21 protein-coding genes are annotated in these 21,582 nt (G+C 43.0%); 11 read left to right on the top strand and 10 right to left on the bottom strand.

All coding sequences use genetic code 11. The annotated features are described in order from the left end of the window. Positions 1-14: 14 nt before the first annotated feature. Entirely contained in the window at positions 15-758 is a 744-nt protein-coding gene (locus B5X60_RS07690; protein ID WP_079702006.1) for a DeoR/GlpR family DNA-binding transcription regulator, read from the bottom strand. A gap of 169 nt (positions 759-927) precedes the next feature. Between B5X60_RS07690 and B5X60_RS07685 the strand changes: the two genes are divergently transcribed. From B5X60_RS07685 to B5X60_RS07660, 6 genes are all read left to right on the top strand, one after another. Beyond that, complete coding sequence (locus B5X60_RS07685) at positions 928-2,742, top strand: glycoside hydrolase family 9 protein (RefSeq protein WP_245803480.1); 1,815 nt, start codon at positions 928-930, stop codon at positions 2,740-2,742. Beyond that, positions 2,739-3,449, top strand: a complete 711-nt coding sequence (locus tag B5X60_RS18485) for a polysaccharide deacetylase family protein (protein WP_079702005.1) — start codon at positions 2,739-2,741, stop codon at positions 3,447-3,449. The genes B5X60_RS07685 and B5X60_RS18485 overlap by 4 nt, the downstream gene beginning before the upstream one ends. A 35-nt stretch (positions 3,450-3,484) precedes the next feature. After that, positions 3,485-4,435: an ROK family protein gene (locus B5X60_RS07675; protein ID WP_079702004.1), complete on the top strand. Its 951-nt coding sequence runs from the start codon at positions 3,485-3,487 to the stop codon at positions 4,433-4,435. A 5-nt stretch (positions 4,436-4,440) separates the two neighbouring features. Then, positions 4,441-5,601 carry an MFS transporter gene (locus tag B5X60_RS07670; protein WP_079702003.1) on the top strand — a complete coding sequence of 387 codons (1,161 nt, stop codon included), beginning with the start codon at positions 4,441-4,443 and terminating at the stop codon, positions 5,599-5,601. Positions 5,602-5,622: 21 nt separating this feature from the next. Further along, positions 5,623-6,384, top strand: a complete 762-nt coding sequence (locus B5X60_RS07665) for a sugar isomerase domain-containing protein (protein ID WP_079702002.1) — start codon at positions 5,623-5,625, stop codon at positions 6,382-6,384. 135 nt (positions 6,385-6,519) lie between these two features. Next, a complete protein-coding gene (locus B5X60_RS07660; RefSeq protein WP_079702001.1) occupies positions 6,520-7,017 on the top strand; it encodes a hypothetical protein in 498 nt (165 codons plus the stop codon). 7 nt (positions 7,018-7,024) lie between these two features. Here the strand turns inward: B5X60_RS07660 and B5X60_RS07655 are convergent, their stop codons facing one another. The 5 genes from B5X60_RS07655 to B5X60_RS07635 all read right to left on the bottom strand — a co-directional run bounded on the left by B5X60_RS07655 (position 7,025) and on the right by B5X60_RS07635 (position 11,552). Further along, positions 7,025-8,221 carry a glycoside hydrolase family 88 protein gene (locus B5X60_RS07655; RefSeq protein WP_079702000.1) on the bottom strand — a complete coding sequence of 399 codons (1,197 nt, stop codon included), beginning with the start codon at positions 8,219-8,221 and terminating at the stop codon, positions 7,025-7,027. A gap of 8 nt (positions 8,222-8,229) precedes the next feature. Then, entirely contained in the window at positions 8,230-9,405 is a 1,176-nt protein-coding gene (locus tag B5X60_RS07650; RefSeq protein WP_079702352.1) for an alginate lyase family protein, read from the bottom strand. A 14-nt stretch (positions 9,406-9,419) separates the two neighbouring features. Then, entirely contained in the window at positions 9,420-10,610 is a 1,191-nt protein-coding gene (locus B5X60_RS07645; protein WP_079701999.1) for an alginate lyase family protein, read from the bottom strand. 149 nt (positions 10,611-10,759) lie between these two features. After that, a complete protein-coding gene (locus B5X60_RS07640) occupies positions 10,760-11,269 on the bottom strand; it encodes a hypothetical protein (protein ID WP_079701998.1) in 510 nt (169 codons plus the stop codon). A gap of 49 nt (positions 11,270-11,318) precedes the next feature. Beyond that, positions 11,319-11,552, bottom strand: a complete 234-nt coding sequence (locus B5X60_RS07635) for a RagB/SusD family nutrient uptake outer membrane protein (RefSeq protein ID WP_079701997.1) — start codon at positions 11,550-11,552, stop codon at positions 11,319-11,321. A gap of 443 nt (positions 11,553-11,995) precedes the next feature. On the opposite strand from B5X60_RS07635, the gene B5X60_RS07625 reads away from it, so the two are divergent. Then, complete coding sequence (locus B5X60_RS07625; RefSeq protein ID WP_139377394.1) at positions 11,996-12,232, top strand: hypothetical protein; 237 nt, start codon at positions 11,996-11,998, stop codon at positions 12,230-12,232. 41 nt (positions 12,233-12,273) lie between these two features. Here the strand turns inward: B5X60_RS07625 and B5X60_RS07620 are convergent, their stop codons facing one another. After that, the gene (locus B5X60_RS07620; RefSeq protein WP_079701994.1) at positions 12,274-13,557 is read right to left on the bottom strand and encodes an MFS transporter; all 1,284 of its coding nucleotides are present in this window, start codon (positions 13,555-13,557) and stop codon (positions 12,274-12,276) included. 102 nt (positions 13,558-13,659) lie between these two features. Then, positions 13,660-15,171: a family 43 glycosylhydrolase gene (locus B5X60_RS07615; protein ID WP_079701993.1), complete on the bottom strand. Its 1,512-nt coding sequence runs from the start codon at positions 15,169-15,171 to the stop codon at positions 13,660-13,662. 224 nt (positions 15,172-15,395) lie between these two features. Here B5X60_RS07615 and B5X60_RS07610 point away from each other — a divergent pair, with 224 nt between their 5' ends. The 4 genes from B5X60_RS07610 to B5X60_RS07595 all read left to right on the top strand — a co-directional run bounded on the left by B5X60_RS07610 (position 15,396) and on the right by B5X60_RS07595 (position 20,604). Continuing rightward, a complete protein-coding gene (locus B5X60_RS07610) occupies positions 15,396-16,499 on the top strand; it encodes an acyltransferase family protein (RefSeq protein ID WP_079701992.1) in 1,104 nt (367 codons plus the stop codon). Between the two features lie 140 nt (positions 16,500-16,639). Next, on the top strand, positions 16,640-19,414 hold the full coding sequence (locus tag B5X60_RS07605) for an outer membrane beta-barrel protein (RefSeq protein ID WP_079701991.1): 2,775 nt from the start codon (positions 16,640-16,642) through the stop codon (positions 19,412-19,414). Positions 19,415-19,475: 61 nt separating this feature from the next. Next, complete coding sequence (locus B5X60_RS07600; protein ID WP_170878401.1) at positions 19,476-20,174, top strand: SIMPL domain-containing protein; 699 nt, start codon at positions 19,476-19,478, stop codon at positions 20,172-20,174. A gap of 37 nt (positions 20,175-20,211) precedes the next feature. Then, positions 20,212-20,604, top strand: a complete 393-nt coding sequence (locus tag B5X60_RS07595; RefSeq protein ID WP_079701989.1) for a VOC family protein — start codon at positions 20,212-20,214, stop codon at positions 20,602-20,604. On the opposite strand, the gene B5X60_RS07590 is transcribed toward B5X60_RS07595, so the two are convergent. Further along, complete coding sequence (locus B5X60_RS07590; protein WP_079701988.1) at positions 20,591-20,950, bottom strand: cupin domain-containing protein; 360 nt, start codon at positions 20,948-20,950, stop codon at positions 20,591-20,593. The genes B5X60_RS07595 and B5X60_RS07590 overlap by 14 nt on opposite strands. A 6-nt stretch (positions 20,951-20,956) precedes the next feature. Beyond that, positions 20,957-21,580 (bottom strand): alpha/beta hydrolase, encoded by a 624-nt coding sequence (locus tag B5X60_RS07585; RefSeq protein ID WP_079701987.1) that lies wholly within the window; start codon positions 21,578-21,580, stop codon positions 20,957-20,959. Between the last annotated feature and the right edge of the window lie 2 nt (positions 21,581-21,582).

Here is a 21,582-nt window from a genome sequence, read left to right as displayed (position 1 = left end):
ATTGAATCCTCCGCTTAAATGATTTTACAAGTTTGCGAGTACGTCAAAAGTTTCTTATCGCCCGGGTCTAAATCAGTGATCAGGTAGTCTAACGCATTTATTTTGCACACCTGCAATTTATGATTGGTTTCAAGTTTTTCGCTTATACTCATCACCGCAACCTTTTTTGCAGATTTTATCAGGCTCTTTTTTACCTGAACAGTCTCCCAGTCGTATTCTGTAAGACCGTCGCCCAGCGACAAGGCATTTGTCCCTAAAAAGCACAGGTCTGCATGAATTTCGGAAAGTTGGCTAACAACCGATGCACCAGTGCATATGTATGAATTTGGTGATAATTGTCCGGCCAAAAGGATAACATTGACGCTTGAACGCTGAGCAACTTCTAATGCAACAAGAGGACTAACGGTAAAGAATGTGCCAATGAGATCAGGCGGAATTATTTTTGCCAGCTCCAACATTATTGTGCCTCCCCCCGTCAAAATACTCATTCCATCATGAATCAGTTTTAACGCTTTCTCAGCGATCTTTTTCTTCTCCGCCTGGGCATAAATTGCGGGCTGTTGAAATGGCTGATGAAATGTTTTGGCCAGCGCTCCGCCATGCACTTTTATAATTTTCCCATCTTTCTCTAATTCAGCTAAATCACGTCTCACCGTATCTAATGACACATTCAACAGCAAACAAAGATCATTCGACAATACTTTATGGTGCAGGGTGATTTGCTGTAAAATTATTTTATGTCTTTCTTCCTGAAGCATTGTTGTTATTTCTTAGATTAATTCTGAAATTATAGTCAAATATAATCGAATCTAATTAACAGGAAGTTTCTGAAAATCGGCAACAACTTAAATTTGATGTATGCGTTTTATTGCAATATTTATATATTTGAAATTGAATATCGCAAATAATTGCACAACCTGAGATGCCATGGATATAATTAAAAGTACATTATTGGTGATGTGGATAGGGGCTTTTTCCATAGGTGCTGTAGCACAGCAATCCGCAAAGAGTTGGATCAGGATCAATCAAATGGGATATGCTGAAAATGCAGTTAAAGTTGCTGTGTTGGGATCCAAGAGTCACGACAAATTAAAGAATTTTGAACTTATTGATGCGATCACCTCCAGGGTGGTTCTAAAAAGGTCGATCGGAAAAAACTTCGGGGAATACGGCCCGTTCACTTCAACTTATCGTCTTGATTTTTCGGAATTTAAGTCGCCTGGATCATACTATTTAAAGGTAGGTGATACACGCTCACCAAAGTTTTCAATTGGATCGGAAGTATATACAGGATCGGCAGATTTTGCACTGAAATATATGCGACAGCAAAGATGTGGCTATAACCCTTTTTTAAAAGCCAGTTGCCATCCTGTTGACGGATATTCAGTTTATGGGCCAATGCCTGATAAGACTTTTATCGATGTGACCGGAGGCTGGCACGACGCGTCAGACTATCTTCAATATTCAACAACGTCTGCAAATGCAACCTATCATCTCCTTGCAGCTTATCGAGATTTTCCTGCTGTTTTTTCGGACAAGCACCTTTCAAATGGTCTTGACGGGGCCAATGGATCGGCAGATGTTCTAGATGAAGCAAAGTGGGGATTAGACTGGCTCCTTAAAATGCATCCACGTGAAGACTGGATGTTCAATCAAATAGCAGATGATCGGGACCATGCTGGCTATAGATTACCCCACCTGGATTCGGTAAATTATAGTTACGGCCGCGGAACAGGGCGTCCGGTATATTTTATTACCGGAGAAAAGCAGGGTTTGGGGAAATTTAAGAATAATGCCACGGGGACCGCTTCAACGGCAGGCAAATTCGCGAGTGCATTTGCTCTGGCATCCCAACTGTATAATTCAAAAGATAAATTCATGGCTGATATGTACCGAAAGCGGTCAATTTCCGCTTATAATTTTGGTCTTGCTAAGCCTGGTAATGCACAAACCGCCTCAGTATTATCACCCTATATTTATGCGGAAGGAAACTGGGTAGATGACATGGAGCTCGGCGCTGCAGCTATTTATCAGATGACCGGGGAAGAAATTTATATGAATCAGGCGTCAAAATATAGCGACGAAGAAAAAATAACACCCTGGATAGGAGCTGACACAGCCAATCATTATCAATATTATCCCTTTCATAATTTTGGGCATTTTGAACTGGCTAAGAAAAGTGATGAAGCCACCCGGGCTAAGCTTATTGGATATTATAGAGAAGGAATCGAAAAGGTTTGGCAGAAATCAAAAGGTAACGCATTCTATAGAGGGGTACCATTTATATGGTGCTCAAATAATTTAACAACGTCATTTGCCATTCAATGTTATTTATACAGAAAATTGAGCGGAGACAATACCTATCTTCAACTGGAACAGGCTAGTTTTGATTGGCTTTTCGGACTCAACCCCTGGGGAACAAGTATGGTGTACGGCCTGCCATCCCATGGCGATACACCAGTGGATCCACATTCATCTTTCACGGTCCTGAAAAATTATCCATTGGACGGCGGTTTAGTTGACGGACCGGTTTATGGCAGTATTTATAGCAGCCTTATTGGCATTCAGTTGAAAGATCCTGATGAATATGCTGAATTCCAGTCCAGACTTGCGGTATATCATGATGATACTGGTGATTACAGTACAAACGAGCCTACTATGGACGGTACAGCGTCTTTAATTTATTTACTTGCTGCTAAAGAGAATGACTCCAGGGAGGGAGCCAATGGAAAAAAGCAATAGCCGACTCGCATGGAGCATTAATACGAGGCGATGTTTCAAGAAAGAATATATCAATCGTTTTCACTGGCGATGAGTTTGCAGACGGTGGTGAGGTTATTCGTAAAGCGTTAAAAGAAAATCATACTCCCGCTTCGTTTTTCCTTACTGGCAACTTTTATGCGAACAGTAACTTTAGTAAACTCATTAAAAGTCTAAAAAAAGAAGGCCATTATTTAGGCGCACATTCCGATAAACATCTATTGTATGCTGATTGGGTAAAAAGGGATAGTCTTCTAATTAGCAGAGACGAGTTTGAAAACGATCTTCGTAAAAACTATGAAAGAATGGCAAGGTTTGGTATAAGCAAATCGGATGCACCCTATTTCTTGCCGCCCTATGAATGGTACAATAAGACAATAAAAGTGTGGACTGATAATCTGGGATTTAAACTCATCAATTTTTCACCCGGAACCCGATCTATTGCTGATTATACATATCCGGAAATGGGGGCTTCTTATCGGCCGAGTGATGAAATTTACCAGTCGGTGCTTGACAAGGAAAAGGCTGATCCAAATGGTTTAAATGGATTTATCCTCCTCGTGCACATCGGAACAGATCCACGTAGAACTGATAAATTTTACAACTTGCTCGACGGACTAATTAAGGAATTGAAACTCAAGGGATATAGGTTCGTACCCTTAAAAACCCTTTTTCTGGAGAAAAAATAAGACACAGTTAATAATCGAATTATTAAATACTAAGCATGTCAGTACTCGGAATAGATATAGGCGGAACTAAAGTAGCTGCTGCACTTTTTACTGAAGAGGGGGCGATGATTAGCAGGAAATCTGTAACTATTGGAAACAAGGGTGGGGTGGAGGTGGGACAACTGATCATGGATTTTGTTGCTGAGTTTTTAAGTGCTTCTGGAGGGAATGAAATTCGTTCTGTTGGAGCATGTGTCCCAGGGATCAGCCGGAGCAAAACGGGAACAGTGTGGGCACCTAACATCATTGGGTGGGATGATTATCCGCTGCTCGATGATTTAAAAACTGTTTGTCGGGGTTTGCCAGTCAGTATCGACAGTGATCGTGCTTGTTATATCCTGGGAGAACATTGGAAAGGAAATGCGCAGGGTTGCAGCGATGCAATTTACCTTTCAGTTGGTACAGGGATAGGCGCCGGTATTCTCATAAATGGAGCAATACTGCGAGGTGCGCATGATGTCGCTGGGGCAATCGGATGGATGGCACTTGACCGTCCTTTCAAGGAAGTATATACATCATGCGGATGTTTTGAATATCATGCGTCCGGTGAAGGAATTGCAAAAGTATGCAGGAATTTGATTAAAGAGACAACTGAGTATACAGGATTTTTCAGCAATATAGACCTGGATAAGTTATGTGCTGCAGATGTGTTTTCTGCATATGAAAACGGTGATGGTATTGGAAGAGAAGTGATAAGGCAATGTATTGAATTTTGGGGAATGGCAGTTGCTAATCTGATAAGTTTATTTAATCCGGAAAAGATCATTTTGGGCGGGGGAGTATTTGGTCCTGGACTACAATTGATTTCAGAAATAAAATCTGAAGCTGATAAATGGGGTCAGCCTATATCCGTAACTCAGGTTAGCATTGAGAAGTCAGGTCTAGGAGGTGATGCAGGGGTTTACGGTGCTGGATTTTTGGCTTTGCAACATCTAAACAAGCTATAGATATCATGTATAAAGCCAGACTAGTTTTTTTTGCTGCCTGCCTTGGACTTCTTCTTTTCGGGATTGGTCTGATTACACTTGGTTCAGTAGCGACCGGGCTCCATGATAAATTTAGCCTAGATGAACTGACAGCTGGAACGTTGTTCTCAATCATGCCCTTTGGTATTCTTACCGGGTCCTTAATCTTCGGGCCGTTGTGCGACAAATATGGTTATAAGTTGTTCCTGGTAATCTCCTGTCTTTGCATGTTTGGTGGGTTTCAGGGAATTGCTTATGCAAGCAACATTGACCTATTGAAAATATCTATTTTTCTGTTCGGAATAGCCGGCGGAGCTATTAATGGCGCAACTAATGGGGTAGTCGCTGATATAAGCATGAAGAATAAGGCAGCCAATTTAAGTCTGCTTGGTGTTTCTTTTGCAATAGGCGCTCTTGGTATGCCATTTATTCTTGGCGCATTCAATGAGCGATACTCATTTAGCGTAATTCTTTCCTCTGTAGGTTTTCTAGCGCTCTTCGCTGCGGTATTTTTTATAATAATCAAATTTCCCCCTCCTAAACAAAAGCAAGGAATTCCAGTGTTGCAGGGAGTTAAACTTTTTAGAGACAATTTTATTCTTTTGATCGCATTTTTCCTGTTTTGCCAAAGTAGTTACGAGGCGATCATTAATAATTGGACTACAACTTTCCTTATCGAGCAGCTTGATGTTTCGAGGAGTGCCGCTCTATATTCATTATCGTTATATGTAGTGGGTATGGCGCTTACTCGGCTTGTGGTCGGAAGTGTTTTTCGAAGCGTAAAACCCGAGGTGGTGATGTATGCATCATTAGCATTGCTTTTAGTTGGAGCTACACTTCTGCGATTGAATTATTCATTTCCGGTTTCGGTCACGGGCTTGATCCTCACAGGTGCCGGTCTTGCTTCAGGATTTCCAGTAATGCTAGGCTTTGTAGGCGAAAGATATACGGATCTTTCAGCAACCGCCTTCAGTTTTGTACTCGTGATTGCCCTTACAGGAAATATTCTGATTACTTATTCAATGGGTCTTATCGCTCAATTTTACGGCATATCGAATTTGACACTTGTGACTTATGTGCTTAATGCAGCCATGTTATTATTAACAATATTCATACTTAGGGAAACAAAGATCACGACAAATAAATAATCATAAATAATATATACAGTTATGCTAGCACAACAATGGCTAAAAAATGCAAGGGACGTAATGACCCGGATCGAAGAAACGCAGATGGACAATATTCGGATTGCGGCCGAAATAATGGCGGATTCAATTGAGGCAGGAAGGTGGGTTCATACCTTCGGATGCGGCCACGCTACTATCCCGATTGAGGAAATGTATCCAAGAATAGGGGGCTTCGTAGGTTTTCACCCAATGGTTGAGCTCCCATTAACTTTTTTTACCAGAATTACAGGTGAGATGGGCGTGCATCAATTCGTATTTCTTGAGCGGGTTGAAGGATACGGTGTCGAGATCATGAAAGGATATACCTTTGACACACGTGATACCATGTGGCTTTTTTCACACACTGGAATAAATAATGTAAATATCGACGTCGCGCTGGAAGCAAAGAAAAAAGGCATGAAGGTTATTGTGTTCGGATCAGCCGCCGAAGCAGTTGGTAAGAAAACACGCCATTCAAGTGGGAAAACAATTTTTGATATTGCTGACCACGTTGTTGATTCATGTGCTCCTATCGCGGATGCATCTGTTGATCTGAAAAATCATCAGGACAAAGTTGGACCTGTTTCGACTATGGCATTTATAACCTGTGTTTGGATGACTGTAACAACCGTTGCAGAAATACTTGCTGACCGGGGAGTTAAGCTCTTCATCCATCCCTCACACAATGTTCCCGGAGATGACACTGCGAAGGAAAGGTTGGAGGATTGCCTCGCAGAGTACAAAAGGAGGATTGCAGGCGTGTAGGGTATCTTTCAGATATTCTTGAACTCATGTTTTGCTCGAAGGGCTGCTTATATTGAATTAAGCGGCCTTTTTATTGTTCACCTTTATGGAAAACAGTCTGCACGAACATCTTGTTTATAATCTAAACCATGACATATGACCAAGAAAAAAATCCTGATCGGTTTTCTGATTCCCTTAAGCCTTGCAATATTTGGGTGTAACCGTGACCAGACTTCCAAAAAACCAGTAGTCGAAAAAAAGATGGCATGTTACAAATCCATATCTGGTAACGATACCGCCTGGCTTTCAATTGATACTGCCAGAACGGAAATTACAGGTACGCTTAAAGTGAACTATGCGACTAAAATGGAAATCTTTCACGGCAAATTCAATGGAAAAATGTATGGTGATACATTGAAAGGTTATTTTGATTTCAAAATTAATAAAGGAAAAGAGCCGTTTCGTAATCCCCTCGCATTTCTTAAACGAGATAACAAGCTGACAATGGGAGTGGGGCAATTCATGATGGTTATGGGGACAGCGCATTTCGATGACAAAGTCCCGATCGATTACGGAGCTGCGCGGTTTGTTTTTGAGGCTGGGGAATGTGAAAGTACCGAACCAATTGGTACTGGAGAGAAGGTCGGGCAATAGAACAACGCTAATACTTGACCTTCTGTTTTCGGATCAGTGCCTCCAGGTAGTAGTAGTCTGCATAGTTAATTGGTACATCTATTTCGCTTTTAGCGGGTTTATTACCCGTACTATGATTGAGGATAAATCCATAATTTGTTCCAGGCTTTGAAGAGTATTTAGTTGTTACACTGTTCATGATCTTATCAGCTTTCGCCAGATAATCGCCTCGGTTATCGTCACTGTAGGTACTCAGCTCGTATAGTGCGGCAGCTGTTACCGTTGCTGCCGAAACGTCTCGGGGCTCGCCTGGCAATACCGCAGCATCATAATCCCAGATGGGCACCAGGTCTTCAGGCATGGATGGGTGGGAGAATATAAAACTTGCTATCTTTTCCGCCTGACGGAGGTAAATGGGATTCTTTGTTTCGCGATAGCACATCGTGTAGCCGTAAAGGCCCCATGCCTGGCCGCGCGCCCAGGAAGACGTGTGACTATACCCCTGGTGAGTTTGCTTCTTTACCACTTCCCCGGTTTCAGTGTTGTAGTCTACCACATGCCAGGTACTGTTGTTATCCCGGTAATGGTTCTTCATGGTGGTATTTGCGTGAGATACAGCAATCTTGTAAAAACTCGAGTCTCCTGTGAGCCTGGTGGCTTCAAATAATAATTCTAGGTTAAGCATGTTATCGATTATTACCGGGTATTTCCACAGGTAGTCGTGGTGATCCCATGAGCGTATAGCACCTACTTTTGGATTAAACCGGGTAGACAGTGTTTTTGCACCTTGTATGATCACTTCTTTCGCATGTTCATCTTTGGTTAGACGGTATTGGTGGCCAAAGCTGTTATAGATCTTAAATCCCATGTCGTGTGTAACGCCATTCATTTTTTCCCGCTCAACGGGCTTGGTATATTCAATGGCATGATCACGCCACTCGGGTTTTCCGGTAAGCTCATACAGGTACCATAAGTTTCCGGCAAAAAAGCCGCTGGTCCAGTCGGTAGAGGCAACCAATTTCAACTCATTGTTTTCAACCGTCCTTGGCGAAAAAAGGGCAGTGTTCTTCTGGGCTGCCTGGGTGCGCTTTGTCTCCTCAAGCAAAATCTTCGTTTGCGATTCGGCATGGGCAAGAACTTTAGAAACGATTAGTTTTTTAGAGCAGGCAGACGAAAGGAATGCCGCGGCAAATAAAAGGATCAGAACTTTAGGATATCTTCTCATAGTAATTTTTAAAACCAGATCAGGGGATTTCTAATAGGCATATTGCGCACCACTTCAGCTTCTGTGGGATTATGGTCGAGATTTTTCCAGGTATTAAACCAGTCTGCATTTGCAAAGGCCCTGGCACCAAATAGTAAGGCCGGCTGGGCGACCGGCCAGGAATTCCAGTACATGACATCCTGTTTGAAGGGCCAGGCCGCCTTATTTTTCAGGTAGGGGTACAGGTATTCAATGCCTTTTTTAATGGAGCGTCCGTCCGTCGTCTCATACGTCCATAGCTTATCAGAATCTACGGATAGTATCTGACAGATAGCAGCCATCGCATCGAGATTGAATATTGAATAACCGTATGGTTTTGTCCTGGCGAGTTCAAGCGGGAAACTACCATCGGCGGCCATCTGGTTTGGCAGGAGCACTGTTTTATACCGTTCGCGGCAATCTGCCATAACCTGCTCGTTGGCTGTGAACTTAGCGAATGAGGCTACCTGCATTACCCAGCAGGTGGCATGATTATTCTTTGCCTGCTTCTCATCCAGGCCATTCTTGCTGGTGGTAAGCCAAACAATGTACTCGGAAAACCAATGCTGTATTGCGGAATAAACAGTTTTGTCGATTGCAGATCTTAGTACGAGAGCACCCTGTGCCACCTCCATCAAATGGACGGTATCGATAATACCCACCCCTCTGCCTGTTGTTACGCCTTTAATGGCCTGCGCGTAATTCAGGTTTGGATTCATTCGCGTATCTGTGTCGAGGAACCAGGCTTTCAGATGAACCACGGCGTGACGAGCATACTTTTCATCACCGGTGATCTTGTAGGCTGAGGCCAGGCTTCCGATGATGGTCCCGAAACGGATCATAGCCAGTCGGTGATCAGAAAAGTTATCCGGGTTGCTTAAGCCGTCGCGCTGAATGTAGGGTCCCGAAGGATTAGCCGGATTTGGCCACCAGTAATCGCCTTCGGAATAGAAATCATGCTTCCCGCCGGCACTGCGTGCGGAAAATGCAGCAGTAACCGTAAGGGGCTTTTGCCCGAGCGCCCATTGGGCCTGCTTGAGCACCTGGTCTTTTAGTACAGTTTCAGCATTCTGCACCCAACTCGAACGATCTCTTTTACCCACAGTACACCCAGCCGAAATCAGCAGCAATACGATGAGCGAAGTAAAAGAAACAGTTCTGTTCATTTTCATTCAGAGGTTCATTTTCCGGGCAAGGAGTAAAGCAGATCGTCGATTGCTGTAGCAGTAGAAGGTTTATAGGAATTGGCAAGGTTGTTAAAACTCTCTTCTTTGTATTTATGGTGGGCTATTTTGAGCAAGGAGTAAACATCTTCCTTATTAAAAGGATTGATCTGTTCGTAGGTTCGTTTTTCAATGCCTACTGTAAATGGAATGAGCCATTCAATTGCTCTATGAAGTGCTGGTGGTGTACCGCCAAGTTTCCACAGATCATAGTTGAACTTCTCGCCAAGTAACGCGAGGCTATACCAGCCACTGAGATTCATAGCGCTGTACGAATAGGCATTGGTACGTTCTAGTTCAAGAGGCTGCTTGCCGTCTTCGTGGATCTGCAGTTTGATCCTGTCTTTAAGCTTGTCAAAAGTCTTGCCGATCTGGGTTTTGTTATTTGTAAACGCAGCAAAAGAGGCTACCTGTAACTCGTAGAAGGTACCATGATTATTTTCAGCCTTTGATTCATCCACACCATTCTTGCTTTCAAGCAACCAGCTCAGGTATTGAGCAAACCAGTCTTGCAAACCTGGTTTGTTTTTGGCAAAGGACACATCTGCTGAAAGAAGGTCTATCCAATCCACCAGGTACGCTAAGAGCCTCGATTCGATAATACCAATCCCTCTGCCTTCATTCAGTCCGGGTATAGCCTGGCCGAAATTAAGGTTGGGGTTCATCTTGGTTTCGGGGTTCAGAAACCATACCCGTATTAGTTCATTGGCTTTCTCTGCGTATTGGGGTCGTCCTGTAAAGTAATAAGCCAGGGATAGATACTTACAGCGTGTTTCCAGCTGACCCAAATAATCCCGGTCGGTTATTCTATTGATTTCAGGATTTCTTTGCCCGTCCTTGCGGATGTATGGCAGTCCGTCAGGCTTTGCCGGATCCGGCCACCAGTAAGGTCCCATGCTCATGTAATCGTGCTTCGTTCCGCTCGACGGAGTAAAATTCTTATCCATTACCGAAAGCGGTTTAACATTCAGCATTTCATCAGCACGGCGAATGATCTGATCCACTTTCTTCACGATTGCAGGATCCTTTTTCTCGTAGGCCTTTTTGTTCTTCTGCAAAACCTGGGGGTCGATCAGGAAGACTTCCTGAGCACTTAAGGAGACTGAATACAGCAGGGTGAATGAGAGGCAGGTGATAAATCGCTTCATTTGATAATTGGTTGTTTACGCTAAAATAGCAAAATGCCGGAGCTGCTGTGTATAAAGCGCTTACCTTTAATTACACCTTTCGGGAGTATCAGATCTTTTAGCAAAGCGGGCATTGAAAGGATGGCCCCACATTGTGCAGGGCCATCGGTTTACCTGATCTCCAGCGGACGTTTATTAGCAGTAGAAAACATATCTACACGGTAATCCGGAAGAATATTATAGATGATATTTATGTCAACCGAACGGGTTCCCGTTGCCGGGTTGTTCAGTAATTTCACATAAATCGTATCGGTAGCTTTCGCCGCTTTAGGGAATACCAGTTTGTATTTCCCGTCAGTAGAGGCGATTACCGCACCGTTCTTGTCGACGATATTAAAGTCCTTACCTAACACCGCCGGGGCAGTTATTCCCGTTGTGGAAACTTCGTAAACGGCTACAGCATCATAGGACCTGACAAAGGCCGAATAGAACTGAACCGGGAATTTAACAAGCGCGGTCTGATTCTTTGTCACTGTAACCTTGGTATTATTATTCGGAAGATAGGCGGCATAGTAGTGATTGTCGAACTCCGGTGTTCCTGCTTCATAATCATTGTCTTCGCACGATGTGAAGTGCATAAGCATGATAGAAGCGAGTGTTATGTATGTTAATGATTTCATATTACCTGTAATTATTGCCAGTTAGGATTTTGTACAACATTGCCATGACTCAGCGGTTTGTGCGGAATGCCCGTTTAGAAGCTTCTTCAACAACCAGAACACCATCAGCATTGAGAAGTAAGCTGTTTGCAGGCGTGTTTGGCCAGTCGGCGGCTATAAACTTTGCACCAAGCAAGGCTTTTGGCTGCACTGTTTCGGCAGTTTTCCATCTGATCAGATCGTCGTACCTGAAGCCTTCAAGCGCAAGTTCTACGGTGCGCTCCCTGCGAATCTCTTCCCGCATGTTTAGGTTATTGGCGCTTACAAATGCGTTGATTTAGGATAAAGTCGCCGTTGCGTTTCAATATCTCAGCAAATGAAAGTGATGAAGATGTGTCTTCCAGAAATTCAATTTCTGCGTTATGGAAAATATGTTCTTTCCTTAAGCTGTCGAGAGGAAAAGGGATTTGCGCAAACACAGGGGGAGCTAGCCACACTAGTATAATTGTGACAACAAGGATCAGATTACTTCGAATGCCCATTAAGCTTGTTTCGGATTTTTTACAACCTATAAATATATAAATAGATCAGAATCAATCCTGAGGGGAAGGAGTTATTATTTTTATGCTTTCCAGGTTAAAATCCTTAATTCAAATTGTCATAAAGTTGCTATTGAACAATGTTCCTTATGAATCTGCGTTTAAATTTTTTTACCTAAGGCATCTTTTCCACCTCATAATGGTTAATATGACACATCAAATCGTTTTATCCGGACACGGAACCAAATATGTTTTGCAGTTGATAGCATCTACGTTAAAAAGCTTAAGGGTTTGGAATGTACGGTTTCAGGACGGAGCTGAAGCAGTACTTTTCAAATGTGGTAGCGAATGGATGCAACGTAATGAAGACAATCTGGACCATTGGCTAATTAAAGCGATTGGTGAAAAGATCGATCAGATCAATCCCCAGATCTCTTTTTCCTGAACTATTAATCACGGATCTTTCGAACCTTAAAATCAGAATAATTATTCTGCCGGGTCTTTCATCATGCCGCGAGAACCCAGCAACGCGAGCAGGGTGAGCCCGGCGGCGACGGTCAGATAGTAGCCCACATATGTCAATCCGTAATTCTGCGCGAGTGTTGTAGCTAAGTAGGGTGTGAGTGATGCCCCTAAGATTCCTGCAAGTGTAAAGGCCAATGAAGCGCCTGTATAGCGTACGCGTGCCGGGAATATTCCTGCCAATGCGGTACCGATAGGCCCATATGTCAAACCCATAAGAAACATGCCGAGCGAGAGGAATATGCCAGTCATTGGCAGATTCTCAGCCTTAAATAGAGCGGCAAATACCAGTCCGAATACCATGATACCAATTGTGGCGGTTACTAACATCCGGTTACGGCCATATTTATCAGCCAGTACGGCGGACAATGGAATGCCAAGTGCGAAGAACAACATGGATATCATTTGCAGGATGAGAAAATCACTCTTCGGGTAATGTAATGCCGATGTTCCCCAACTAAGGGTGAACACGGTCATCAGATAAAAAAGCAGGAAAGTTGTGATTGTAGCAAGCGTCCCGAGGGTAATTGCCTTGGTATGTTTAATAAATACGTCAGCAACTGGCATCTTTGAGCGCTGATTGTTGTCGAGGACCTTTACGAAATCTGGAGTTTCCGATATTTTGAGCCTAACATACATTCCGACAAATACAAGCAGCGCACTGGCGATAAAGGGTATGCGCCAGCCATAGCTGATAAAGTCGGCATCATTCATTGTTTGAGTTAGAATGTAAAATGTGCCGGTAGAAAGGAGGAAACCGATTGGCGCTCCTAACTGAGGAAACATCCCATACCAGGCTTTTTTATTCGGTGGGGCATTTTCAGTAGCCAGTAGTACAGCACCGCCCCATTCTCCTCCCAGGCCTAATCCTTGGCCAAAGCGAAAGATCGCTAGTAAAATTGGAGCAGCAATTCCGATAGAATCGTAGCCGGGTAAGAGACCGATAGCTACTGTGGATGGTCCCATTGTCATGAGTGCAGCAACTAACGTTGCTTTCCGTCCCATTCTATCGCCGAAGTGGCCAAAAAGTGCAGCACCTAAAGGACGGGCAAAAAAGGCAAGTGCAAAAGTCGCGAGAGACTCGAGAGTAGCAAGTGCCGGGTCTGAGGCGGAAAAAAACAGCTTAGGAAATACCAGCACAGCAGCGGTGGCATAAATATAAAAATCGAAGAATTCTATTGTTGTGCCGATAAGGCTGGCGGCCAGAATGCGGCGTACTGGATTAGCTGGAGCGGGCTGCTTTGTCATGGGATCAAGTTTGTGGAACGGAATATATTGAACAGTAAATTGGAAATGAAGTAATAAGCAGATAGAGCGGCGTCATCCTGGTCTGATAATTATATTTAATACTTATTGATACGTAATATTGAAATTATCGAATTGCCCATCCTGGTCGGGAAGGCCTTTGAAATGCAAGCCTGCTCTCGGACTCCTGTCCCATTGTGGTAAAGCGGCGGCAGTTACAGGGTTATGAGCTCGAAGCTCTTTCCAGTCGCTGTTTATCTGTTTGTAGAAAAACTTACAGATCCTATCGGGACCGAGCTGAAGCCGGAGCTGGACTGGTGATTCAGCAACAATAGTTTGGGAAACCAATTCCGCAAACTTATTCCCTTTAACCAACCAGACTATCACCCGGTTATTTTCGACACCTATCCCAAGCGAAGCATTGGCATCGCCGTAGTAGGACAATCCTTTAAGTGCTGTATTGTTGTTACTAATCGTGGTTGTCATTGTGAAATTATCTGACACAGGTCGGATTGTAAGGACAATTCCAGACTCATTTCCTTGTTTTAAGCTTCCCGACAAATAGAGTCGCCCATTTTGCTGTTTAACTACAGGGCTGGAATTACGGAAATCCCATTGCCAGTAAGTATCGGGCTTCTTTGAATCGAAAGAACTATTTACCTCGGTTATCGGGTTGCCAGCACTTTGCTGCGCGTTAAAGGTCGGCCAATCCTTGCCCCAGTTCAGTTCGGATAGCAAGCCCTGGCGACCGGTAAAAACGGTGCTTTGTTTGTTATAGGCATGGTGTAGATAAACATCATTATTATCCGGGCTCTTGACAAAGGTTCCATGACCCATACATTTCCAGTTGTCATTTTCAGAAAGTATAGGATTATTTGGGTGCGCTTCATAAGGACCAGTAAATGCTTTCGAGCGGACAACAGTTGCATTGTAGCTGCATTTTACACCGCAACAATTACCCCCTGAATAGAAGATGTAGTAATAGTCTCCGTGTTTTAGAATGCTTTGGCCCTCCATTCCCAAACCTTTTTCATCCTTTAACAGCGTGAAGGGCTCGCCCTCTAGCCTTAACCCATCAGACGAGAGTTTGCTGGCGAGAATTTCAATCGGGCGTTTGTCCAGCCCATACGCTTTAAAGGTGATGTATAGCTGACCCTCATCTTTATAGATGAATGCATCAATTGCTTCTTTTCCATAGGTGACAAGCAAACCGTGGTCGATAAAGCCTTTATCTGGGTATTTAGATGTCGCAACTCCGATGTAGGAGGTGTTATCGGATTTTCGCCTTGCGGTATAGTATATATAATAGGTGTCTTTTATTTTATAATATTCCGGTGCCCAGAAAGAAGACGATGACCATTCGGGCGTCTTGTCAAAAACATAGCCTGACTGTTTCCAGTTTTTGAGATCCCTGGATTTAAAAATGGGAAAGTGGGGAGCCCATTCTGATGAAGTTCCGACAGCGAAGTATGTCTTCCCAACTTTTATAACAGAAGGGTCAGCAAAATCTCCGGGGATAATTGCTGCATCATTTTTCTGCGCAGAGAGTGAAAAAGGGAAGATAAAAGCTACTGTAATAGCCAGGATAACTTTAGTGAAATGTGAGGATTTTATCATGTCGATCAGTACAAGAATGGGTTGAGCGGGTTAAAATCAGATGCTAAGATTTCACTCATAAATTCCTTGCTTTTTAAAAGTATCAATTTTTACTTAATTCACATGATCCGCGTGACCGCCAGAACACATTGATTAAACTTTCGAACTGTTTATTGTGGTGTTTTTTATTCGCAGAATATCTCTTACATTGGTTGTCATTATTTCCAATTTGTATCAACGCTCAGATGAAGTTTACATTAATTCAGGTTTTTCGTGGTATAGCAGCCATGCTGGTTGTAATGCATCACCTAATAGCAAATTCCAAGAGTCACCTCAATTACATTCCATACAACAACTTCTTTAACTGGGGCTTTGTAGGAGTGGATTTCTTTTTTGTTTTAAGCGGGTTCATCATCACCTACGTCCATTTCGACGATCTGAAGTCCGACGGAATAAATTCCTGGAACTTCTTTAAGAAGCGTTTCATCAGGATCTATCCCATTTATTGGATTATCGCCATTCTTTTTGTTGCTGTATACTTCATAAATACTCCGCAGTTCATGGTGGATGAGGGTTTAACGATGGATTTTACTTCCCCTCCTGTAGTTAAGATGCTCACTGAGTCATTTCTGTTGCTTCCCAATCCTGACATACGTTTAGTGGGAGTTGCGTGGACACTATCTTATGAAATGCTTTTCTATATAGTTTTCGGAATATGTATTACTTACGGTTTCGGGTTCTCCAGGATTATAGCTGCACTGTGGGTTTGTCTTATACTTCTATATACCTGGGCGAAAACTCCTGGTGGAATATACCCGGATTTCTTTTTTAACATTCTTATTCTGGAATTTTTAATGGGGTGTATGGTTGCCTACTTTATCCGCAGTAAGGTCGTGGTGCCAGCTAAGTATATTATGCCATTACTTGTTATCCTGCTGATCCTGTTGACGCAAACGATGCATATAAATGGACTTGTGTTTTTCAGGGATATTGTAACAGTCACGTTGATGGGCCTATTCTTTTCGCTAATCACTTACCTGGCTGTGAGATTTGATCAAACGAATACTTCTGTAAAGTTTCCGGCATTCCTGATACTAATCGGAGATGCATCCTATTCAATTTACCTTTCGCACAACATGTTATTATCTGCTTTGACCAGAATCTACGCACTGATAAATCCACAATCGTCAGGTAAAGAATTTTTGCCGGTAGTCGTGACCTTTATATTTCTTCTTGCTGTGTTTATCGGCGTTCTTATTCACCTTTACGTCGAAAAGAAACTGTTGAGATATTTCAACCGAAAGTTCTTCCCACAAAAGGGTAGGGTAACTGCAAATGCAATGGCCTGATGATCCAGGTTCATCAATCTGTAACGCTCCTTTTACCTCTCTGCATATATCACCAGCAACAATAATTATATCTTTAAGGTATTCGAAATGCGCTTTTAAGATCATCCTATGTTTCCTGGCAAATTTGGCGGGGCTGCTCAATGAAAAAAACAGTTTTACTTTTGTTTACAATAATTTTTGGCAGTCATGTGTCAGCCCAAACCAGCCGGGAAGTCAGCGGGTCGGTTCGGGATACCTTAGGAGCAGGAATTATAGGCGCAACGGTGAAGATCGTGCCTGCCGGAACAAGCGACGACACCTTGCGCACACGTACGGGCATTGATGGAATATTCAGCTTTAAGAATGTAAAATACTCACAGTTTACGATACAAGTCACCAGCCTCGGATTCCAGCCTGTTCGTATCCGATCCTTGAATGCCGAAGGTAGCACACCAATTATTCTTGATGTACCAATAGTTATGCGGAGCACCTCGATCAGCCTCAATCAGGTTACTGTAATTGGTGCCACACCGGTAGTACTTAAGCAAGACACTATAGAATACGATGCCTCAACGTTCAAATTAAAAGAAAATGCTGTCGCGGAGGATCTCATCAAGCGATTAGATGGCGTCGAAGTCGACAGGGAAGGAAATGTAAGTTCGCAGGGCAAGGCTGTAACCCGGGTGCGTGTTAATGGCAAAGATTATTTTGGAGGGGATGTAAAAACAGCAACTAAGAATATCCCGGTTAAGGCGATTGCAAAGGTACAGCTGGTGAATGATTATGGCGACCAGGCAAATTTCACCGGGCTCAGGGACGGTGAGCCTGAAACGATCATTAATATTGTCACCAAGCCAGGTATCACCAAAGGAGTAATAGCTAATGCAACTGCAGGAGCAGGAACGGACAGCCGATACCAGTTCTCCGCATTTGGAAACCAATTGAAAAAAGAGCGAAACATTGGTTTGACAGCAAACCTTAACAATAATGGCACCCAGGTGGGGGGCTTCGGTTTTGGAGGCAGGGGAGGGCCAAGTGCAGTCACCATGGTAAACACCTCGGGGGGGAGTGGAAGTTTTGGTGCAGGTGGCGGAGCAATTACAGGCGGCCCATCTGGTATCACAATTCTAGGATCTGCGGGGCTCACTTACAGCGACCGCTGGAATAAAAAGCTTATGGTTACTGCTGGATATTATTTCTATAACACCGATAATAGTACGATCAGTACCAGCATTGGAGAAAATGTGACTGCTCTCGGTATAATATTCGCCAACACGGCATCCGATCGCGGAGTAAATAGTCATGCTCACAGCATGAATGCACGCATAGAATATTCGATCAGTCCTAACGATATGATGGTGATTTCGCCATCTGTAGGATTTACAACCGGACGAAGTGATTTGCTGAGGTCAAATTTCCAGAGTGGCATTGCAAGACAGGATCAGCGAACCACTGTTGATAGTAAGATTTACACACCAAGTATTGGAGGGAATGCATTGTACACCCATAAATTCAAAAAGAATGGACGTAATTACTCCTTGAACGTTGGGGCACGTACCAATGGAGTTGACTCGGATGACGACAATCTGAATAATATACGATACTATAATCTTTTGACCAATTCTCTTGAAAAGGATTCTATCGAGCGCCGGATAAATTCCATAAACAACCAGACCCTGTTAACAGCGGTGCGTTTCATTTACAGCGAACCACTTACCAAGACCAGCAGCATGCAGTTCAGCTATAATTTGAATTATAATCATTATGAAAATAGCAGGATCACAAGCAGAGAAAATCCGCAGGGAACTGTAGCTGCAATAGATTCGTTAAGCAATATTTTTGACTATTCATTCACATCTCACCAGGTTGGGGTCAACTACAGCTACCGAAACACAAATGATGAATTGGCGATAGGAGTAACAGCTAATCCTGCAAATCTTACGGGTAATTCGATTTCGCTTGCAGCGCCTGTCAGCCGTTATAACTTTTACTTAGCACCGATTTTACGTTATACCCACCGCTTCTCCCGGACTAAAAATCTCCAGGTTAATTATACAAGCAGGGCGAGCGAGCCTACGTTCAGCCAGCTTCAACCGGTACGGGATATTTCGGATCCGCAACGACAGCTGATTGGGAATCCCAATCTTAATAGCTCATTTAACCACAATTTAACTGCCAATTATAATACATCTAACCCAGATAAATACACTTCTTTCTTGCTCCGGATTCAAGGTTCATTAACCAGTGACCGGATCGTAACCAATACCATACTCGTGCCTGATGTTTATAACAGCTTTAAGCGTGAGATTCGATATTTGAATGCCGGCGGCACTTATTCATACAATGGGAATTATAGCTGGCAAAAGTCTTTTGCTGACCGCCAGTATACAGTAAAGTTAAATGGAAATGCAGGATTCGCAAGGAATGTATCATTTGCGGATGATTTAAGGAACTCTGCAGGAGAATGGAGTGCAAGGCAAGGATTAGGGCTTCAGATCAATCCCGGCAGCTGGCTGGAATTGAGTCCGGCTCTTTCATACCGTTATGCTAACATTGCATATACCCTCCCAACGAATAGGGATATTAAAATTCAAACCTATGCTATCGATGTCGACGGGAATGTCTTCTTCCTGAAAAACCGCTCTCTAATATGGCGTTTTACAGGGATTAAGAATTTTAATTCTGGCTTTTCAGGACCGCTGAACATGAATCCCTTTGTTTTAAATACATCGATTGAAAAAGCTTTTCTCAAAGACAGGTCGGCAACAATCCGGCTGCTCGCATTTGACGTTTTTAATCAGGCGAATAATATTTATCGGAACTTAACAGATAATGGCTTTGCAGATATCCGAACTAACCGTTTAACACAGTATTTCATGATGACCCTCACAATGCGTGTGAATAAGCTTGGAGAAGGCAAAACAGCGGAGAATTAACTCATAGCAATTTTTCTGTATGGAAATATCCTTCTTTTCACATCATATTATAAAAGCTATTATGAAGAAGATAATTTTATTATTCGTGGCAGGATCCGTCCTTTGGACATCGTCATGCTCCGAAAAGTCGGCCAGCGAAAAGATTGAAGTAGTGGGAAGTGCTGAAACCGAAGTTACTCCCGATATTGTTTATGTGGGCATTTCCTTGCGGGAATACTTTGTAAGCGGGACTAAGCAGCGGGTCTCCATTGAAATACTGGAAACAAAACTACTGTCGTCTTTACAATCGGCAGGAATTGATTCGAAAAACCTTTTGGTTAACAATGTTGCAAGTTACCAGGAGTATTATAACAGAAAACGCGACCCACAATTCCTGGCAGGAAAACAATACCGGTTAAAATTGCCTGATGTAAAGAAGCTTGATGCAATTCTTGCTGCAATTGACCCGCGCGGGGTTCAGTATACCCAGATTGAAGGGTATGATTATTCCAATCTGGACACTATAAAGAAGAATCTTAAAATCAAAGCCTTGAAAGCAGCTCAGGCTAAGGCACTTTATTTAACTGAATCGATTAATAAAGAATTGGGTGAAGCCATCGAAATCTCTGAACTTGCTGAACCAACCCAACAGATGAACCGGCAGATGAACGCAGGTAATGGTGCTTTATATGAAGCGGTGGAACAATCAGCTGCGTCTGCTGTTAATTTCAAATCAGTGAAATTAAGTTCGCAAATAAGGGCTGTTTTCGAAATGAAATAGAATCCTTGAAAATGTTAACAACTCCAATGCTTCAGTAATGTCCATAACATTTACCCGGATTAATCATTTTCATATTTGTGTCGAACCAGAAAATTTGGAGGAAGCAAAGATTTTTTACAGTGAGATCCTTGGATTACAATTAATTGAGCGCCCTGATCATATCTTTGAAACTCCGGGATACTGGTTCAACATCGGCGATGCCCAACTTCACATTGGAGTTGAGACACGTCGCCATACCACCGACAGACATACTGCTATGGAAGTTTCAGATATCAAATCAGCCAGAAATCATCTGGAAGCCAACGACATTGAAATACACGCCCAGGCTAAAGTCGCCGGCTGGGAAAGGTTCGCATTTGTTGATCCATTTGGGAACCGGATGGAATTGCTTCAAGTTACAGGCAAGGAATCCACCTCTACTGAAATGTGATAAATAAAGATTCGCGCTCTATTGCCTCAAGGTTTCGGGTGCGATGACCTTTTCCGGTAATATCTTCCACCTGCAGAATTTCTCCAGCACCAAAATTGCGTTTTTCTCCCAGCGAGGTTTCAATCTCAATCGTTCCGTTGAGAAGCACGATGAACTGTTTGGAAGGAGGGTTGTGGAAATCGTAATCGTAAGAAGGAATGACCTTCCGGAAAATCAGGTTTTCCACTTTATATTTTTCTGAAAGATAACCAATTGTCCCACCAGAATGCAAGGGGATACTTATGTTTTCAAAGTGCGAATCCCCATTAACATCGGAGTAAATACGAGTGATTTTTAGTGCATCCATTGTATATTATTTCAAAACAAGGTCATTTGCAAGCTGAAGCTCTTCGTTCTGAATAGTATGAGATCTTCCATTGTAAACCTTTAAAGTGACACTGGCATTCAAATTTTTTAACATGTTCACTGTTTGTTCAACACGAACTAGGGGAACATGCGGGTCCGGATTTCCAGTTGTAATTAATACGGGTGTGCCCGCTAAATCCCCTGTGTACTTTTCTGAATTTAGCTGATCTCCGATCAATCCGCCTGTATAGGCAATTACTCCGCCATAGCCTTCAGCATGACGTGCTATATACTCGAGAGCGAGACAAGCTCCCTGAGAAAACCCCAGAAAATAAATTTTATTCAGTGGTATCCCTGCTGCCAAAGCATCTTTCACCAGATCATCAATAAGCCCGAGTGCTGAATCCAGGGCCGGCTGATTTTGTTCAACCGTCACCAGAAAGCTATAAGGGTACCAGCTGTGATTGGTTGCCTGAGGTGCTATAACCGCTGCTCCTGCTAAATGTAATTCATCTTTCAAACTCATTATACTTTCCGCGGTGGCACCCCTGCCGTGCAGCATAATGATTGCTTTTTCAGCTTCTGCAAGGGGCAAGCCACTTGTCAGAATTTGTTTACTATGTTGGTACATAT

Origin of the sequence: Daejeonella lutea (assembly GCF_900168015.1) — a bacterium.
Classification (GTDB): Bacteria; Bacteroidota; Bacteroidia; order Sphingobacteriales; family Sphingobacteriaceae; genus Daejeonella; species Daejeonella lutea.
This window is presented reverse-complemented; position numbering and strand designations above follow the sequence as displayed.

Excerpts from the sequence above, each read along its gene's own strand:
- B5X60_RS07690 (WP_079702006.1), bottom strand. The coding sequence starts at position 758 with ATGCTTCAGGAAGAAAGACATAAAATAATTTTACAGCAAATCACCCTG.
- B5X60_RS07685 (WP_245803480.1), top strand. The coding sequence starts at position 928 with ATGGATATAATTAAAAGTACATTATTGGTGATGTGGATAGGGGCTTTT.
- B5X60_RS07675 (WP_079702004.1), top strand. The coding sequence starts at position 3,485 with ATGTCAGTACTCGGAATAGATATAGGCGGAACTAAAGTAGCTGCTGCA.
- B5X60_RS07670 (WP_079702003.1), top strand. The coding sequence starts at position 4,441 with ATGTATAAAGCCAGACTAGTTTTTTTTGCTGCCTGCCTTGGACTTCTT.
- B5X60_RS07665 (WP_079702002.1), top strand. The coding sequence starts at position 5,623 with ATGCTAGCACAACAATGGCTAAAAAATGCAAGGGACGTAATGACCCGG.
- B5X60_RS07660 (WP_079702001.1), top strand. The coding sequence starts at position 6,520 with ATGACCAAGAAAAAAATCCTGATCGGTTTTCTGATTCCCTTAAGCCTT.
- B5X60_RS07655 (WP_079702000.1), bottom strand. The coding sequence starts at position 8,221 with ATGAGAAGATATCCTAAAGTTCTGATCCTTTTATTTGCCGCGGCATTC.
- B5X60_RS07650 (WP_079702352.1), bottom strand. The coding sequence starts at position 9,405 with ATGAACAGAACTGTTTCTTTTACTTCGCTCATCGTATTGCTGCTGATT.
- B5X60_RS07645 (WP_079701999.1), bottom strand. The coding sequence starts at position 10,610 with ATGAAGCGATTTATCACCTGCCTCTCATTCACCCTGCTGTATTCAGTC.
- B5X60_RS07640 (WP_079701998.1), bottom strand. The coding sequence starts at position 11,269 with ATGAAATCATTAACATACATAACACTCGCTTCTATCATGCTTATGCAC.
- B5X60_RS07635 (WP_079701997.1), bottom strand. The coding sequence starts at position 11,552 with ATGCGGGAAGAGATTCGCAGGGAGCGCACCGTAGAACTTGCGCTTGAA.
- B5X60_RS07625 (WP_139377394.1), top strand. The coding sequence starts at position 11,996 with ATGACACATCAAATCGTTTTATCCGGACACGGAACCAAATATGTTTTG.
- B5X60_RS07620 (WP_079701994.1), bottom strand. The coding sequence starts at position 13,557 with ATGACAAAGCAGCCCGCTCCAGCTAATCCAGTACGCCGCATTCTGGCC.
- B5X60_RS07615 (WP_079701993.1), bottom strand. The coding sequence starts at position 15,171 with ATGATAAAATCCTCACATTTCACTAAAGTTATCCTGGCTATTACAGTA.
- B5X60_RS07610 (WP_079701992.1), top strand. The coding sequence starts at position 15,396 with ATGAAGTTTACATTAATTCAGGTTTTTCGTGGTATAGCAGCCATGCTG.
- B5X60_RS07605 (WP_079701991.1), top strand. The coding sequence starts at position 16,640 with ATGAAAAAAACAGTTTTACTTTTGTTTACAATAATTTTTGGCAGTCAT.
- B5X60_RS07600 (WP_170878401.1), top strand. The coding sequence starts at position 19,476 with ATGAAGAAGATAATTTTATTATTCGTGGCAGGATCCGTCCTTTGGACA.
- B5X60_RS07595 (WP_079701989.1), top strand. The coding sequence starts at position 20,212 with ATGTCCATAACATTTACCCGGATTAATCATTTTCATATTTGTGTCGAA.
- B5X60_RS07590 (WP_079701988.1), bottom strand. The coding sequence starts at position 20,950 with ATGGATGCACTAAAAATCACTCGTATTTACTCCGATGTTAATGGGGAT.
- B5X60_RS07585 (WP_079701987.1), bottom strand. The coding sequence starts at position 21,580 with ATGTACCAACATAGTAAACAAATTCTGACAAGTGGCTTGCCCCTTGCA.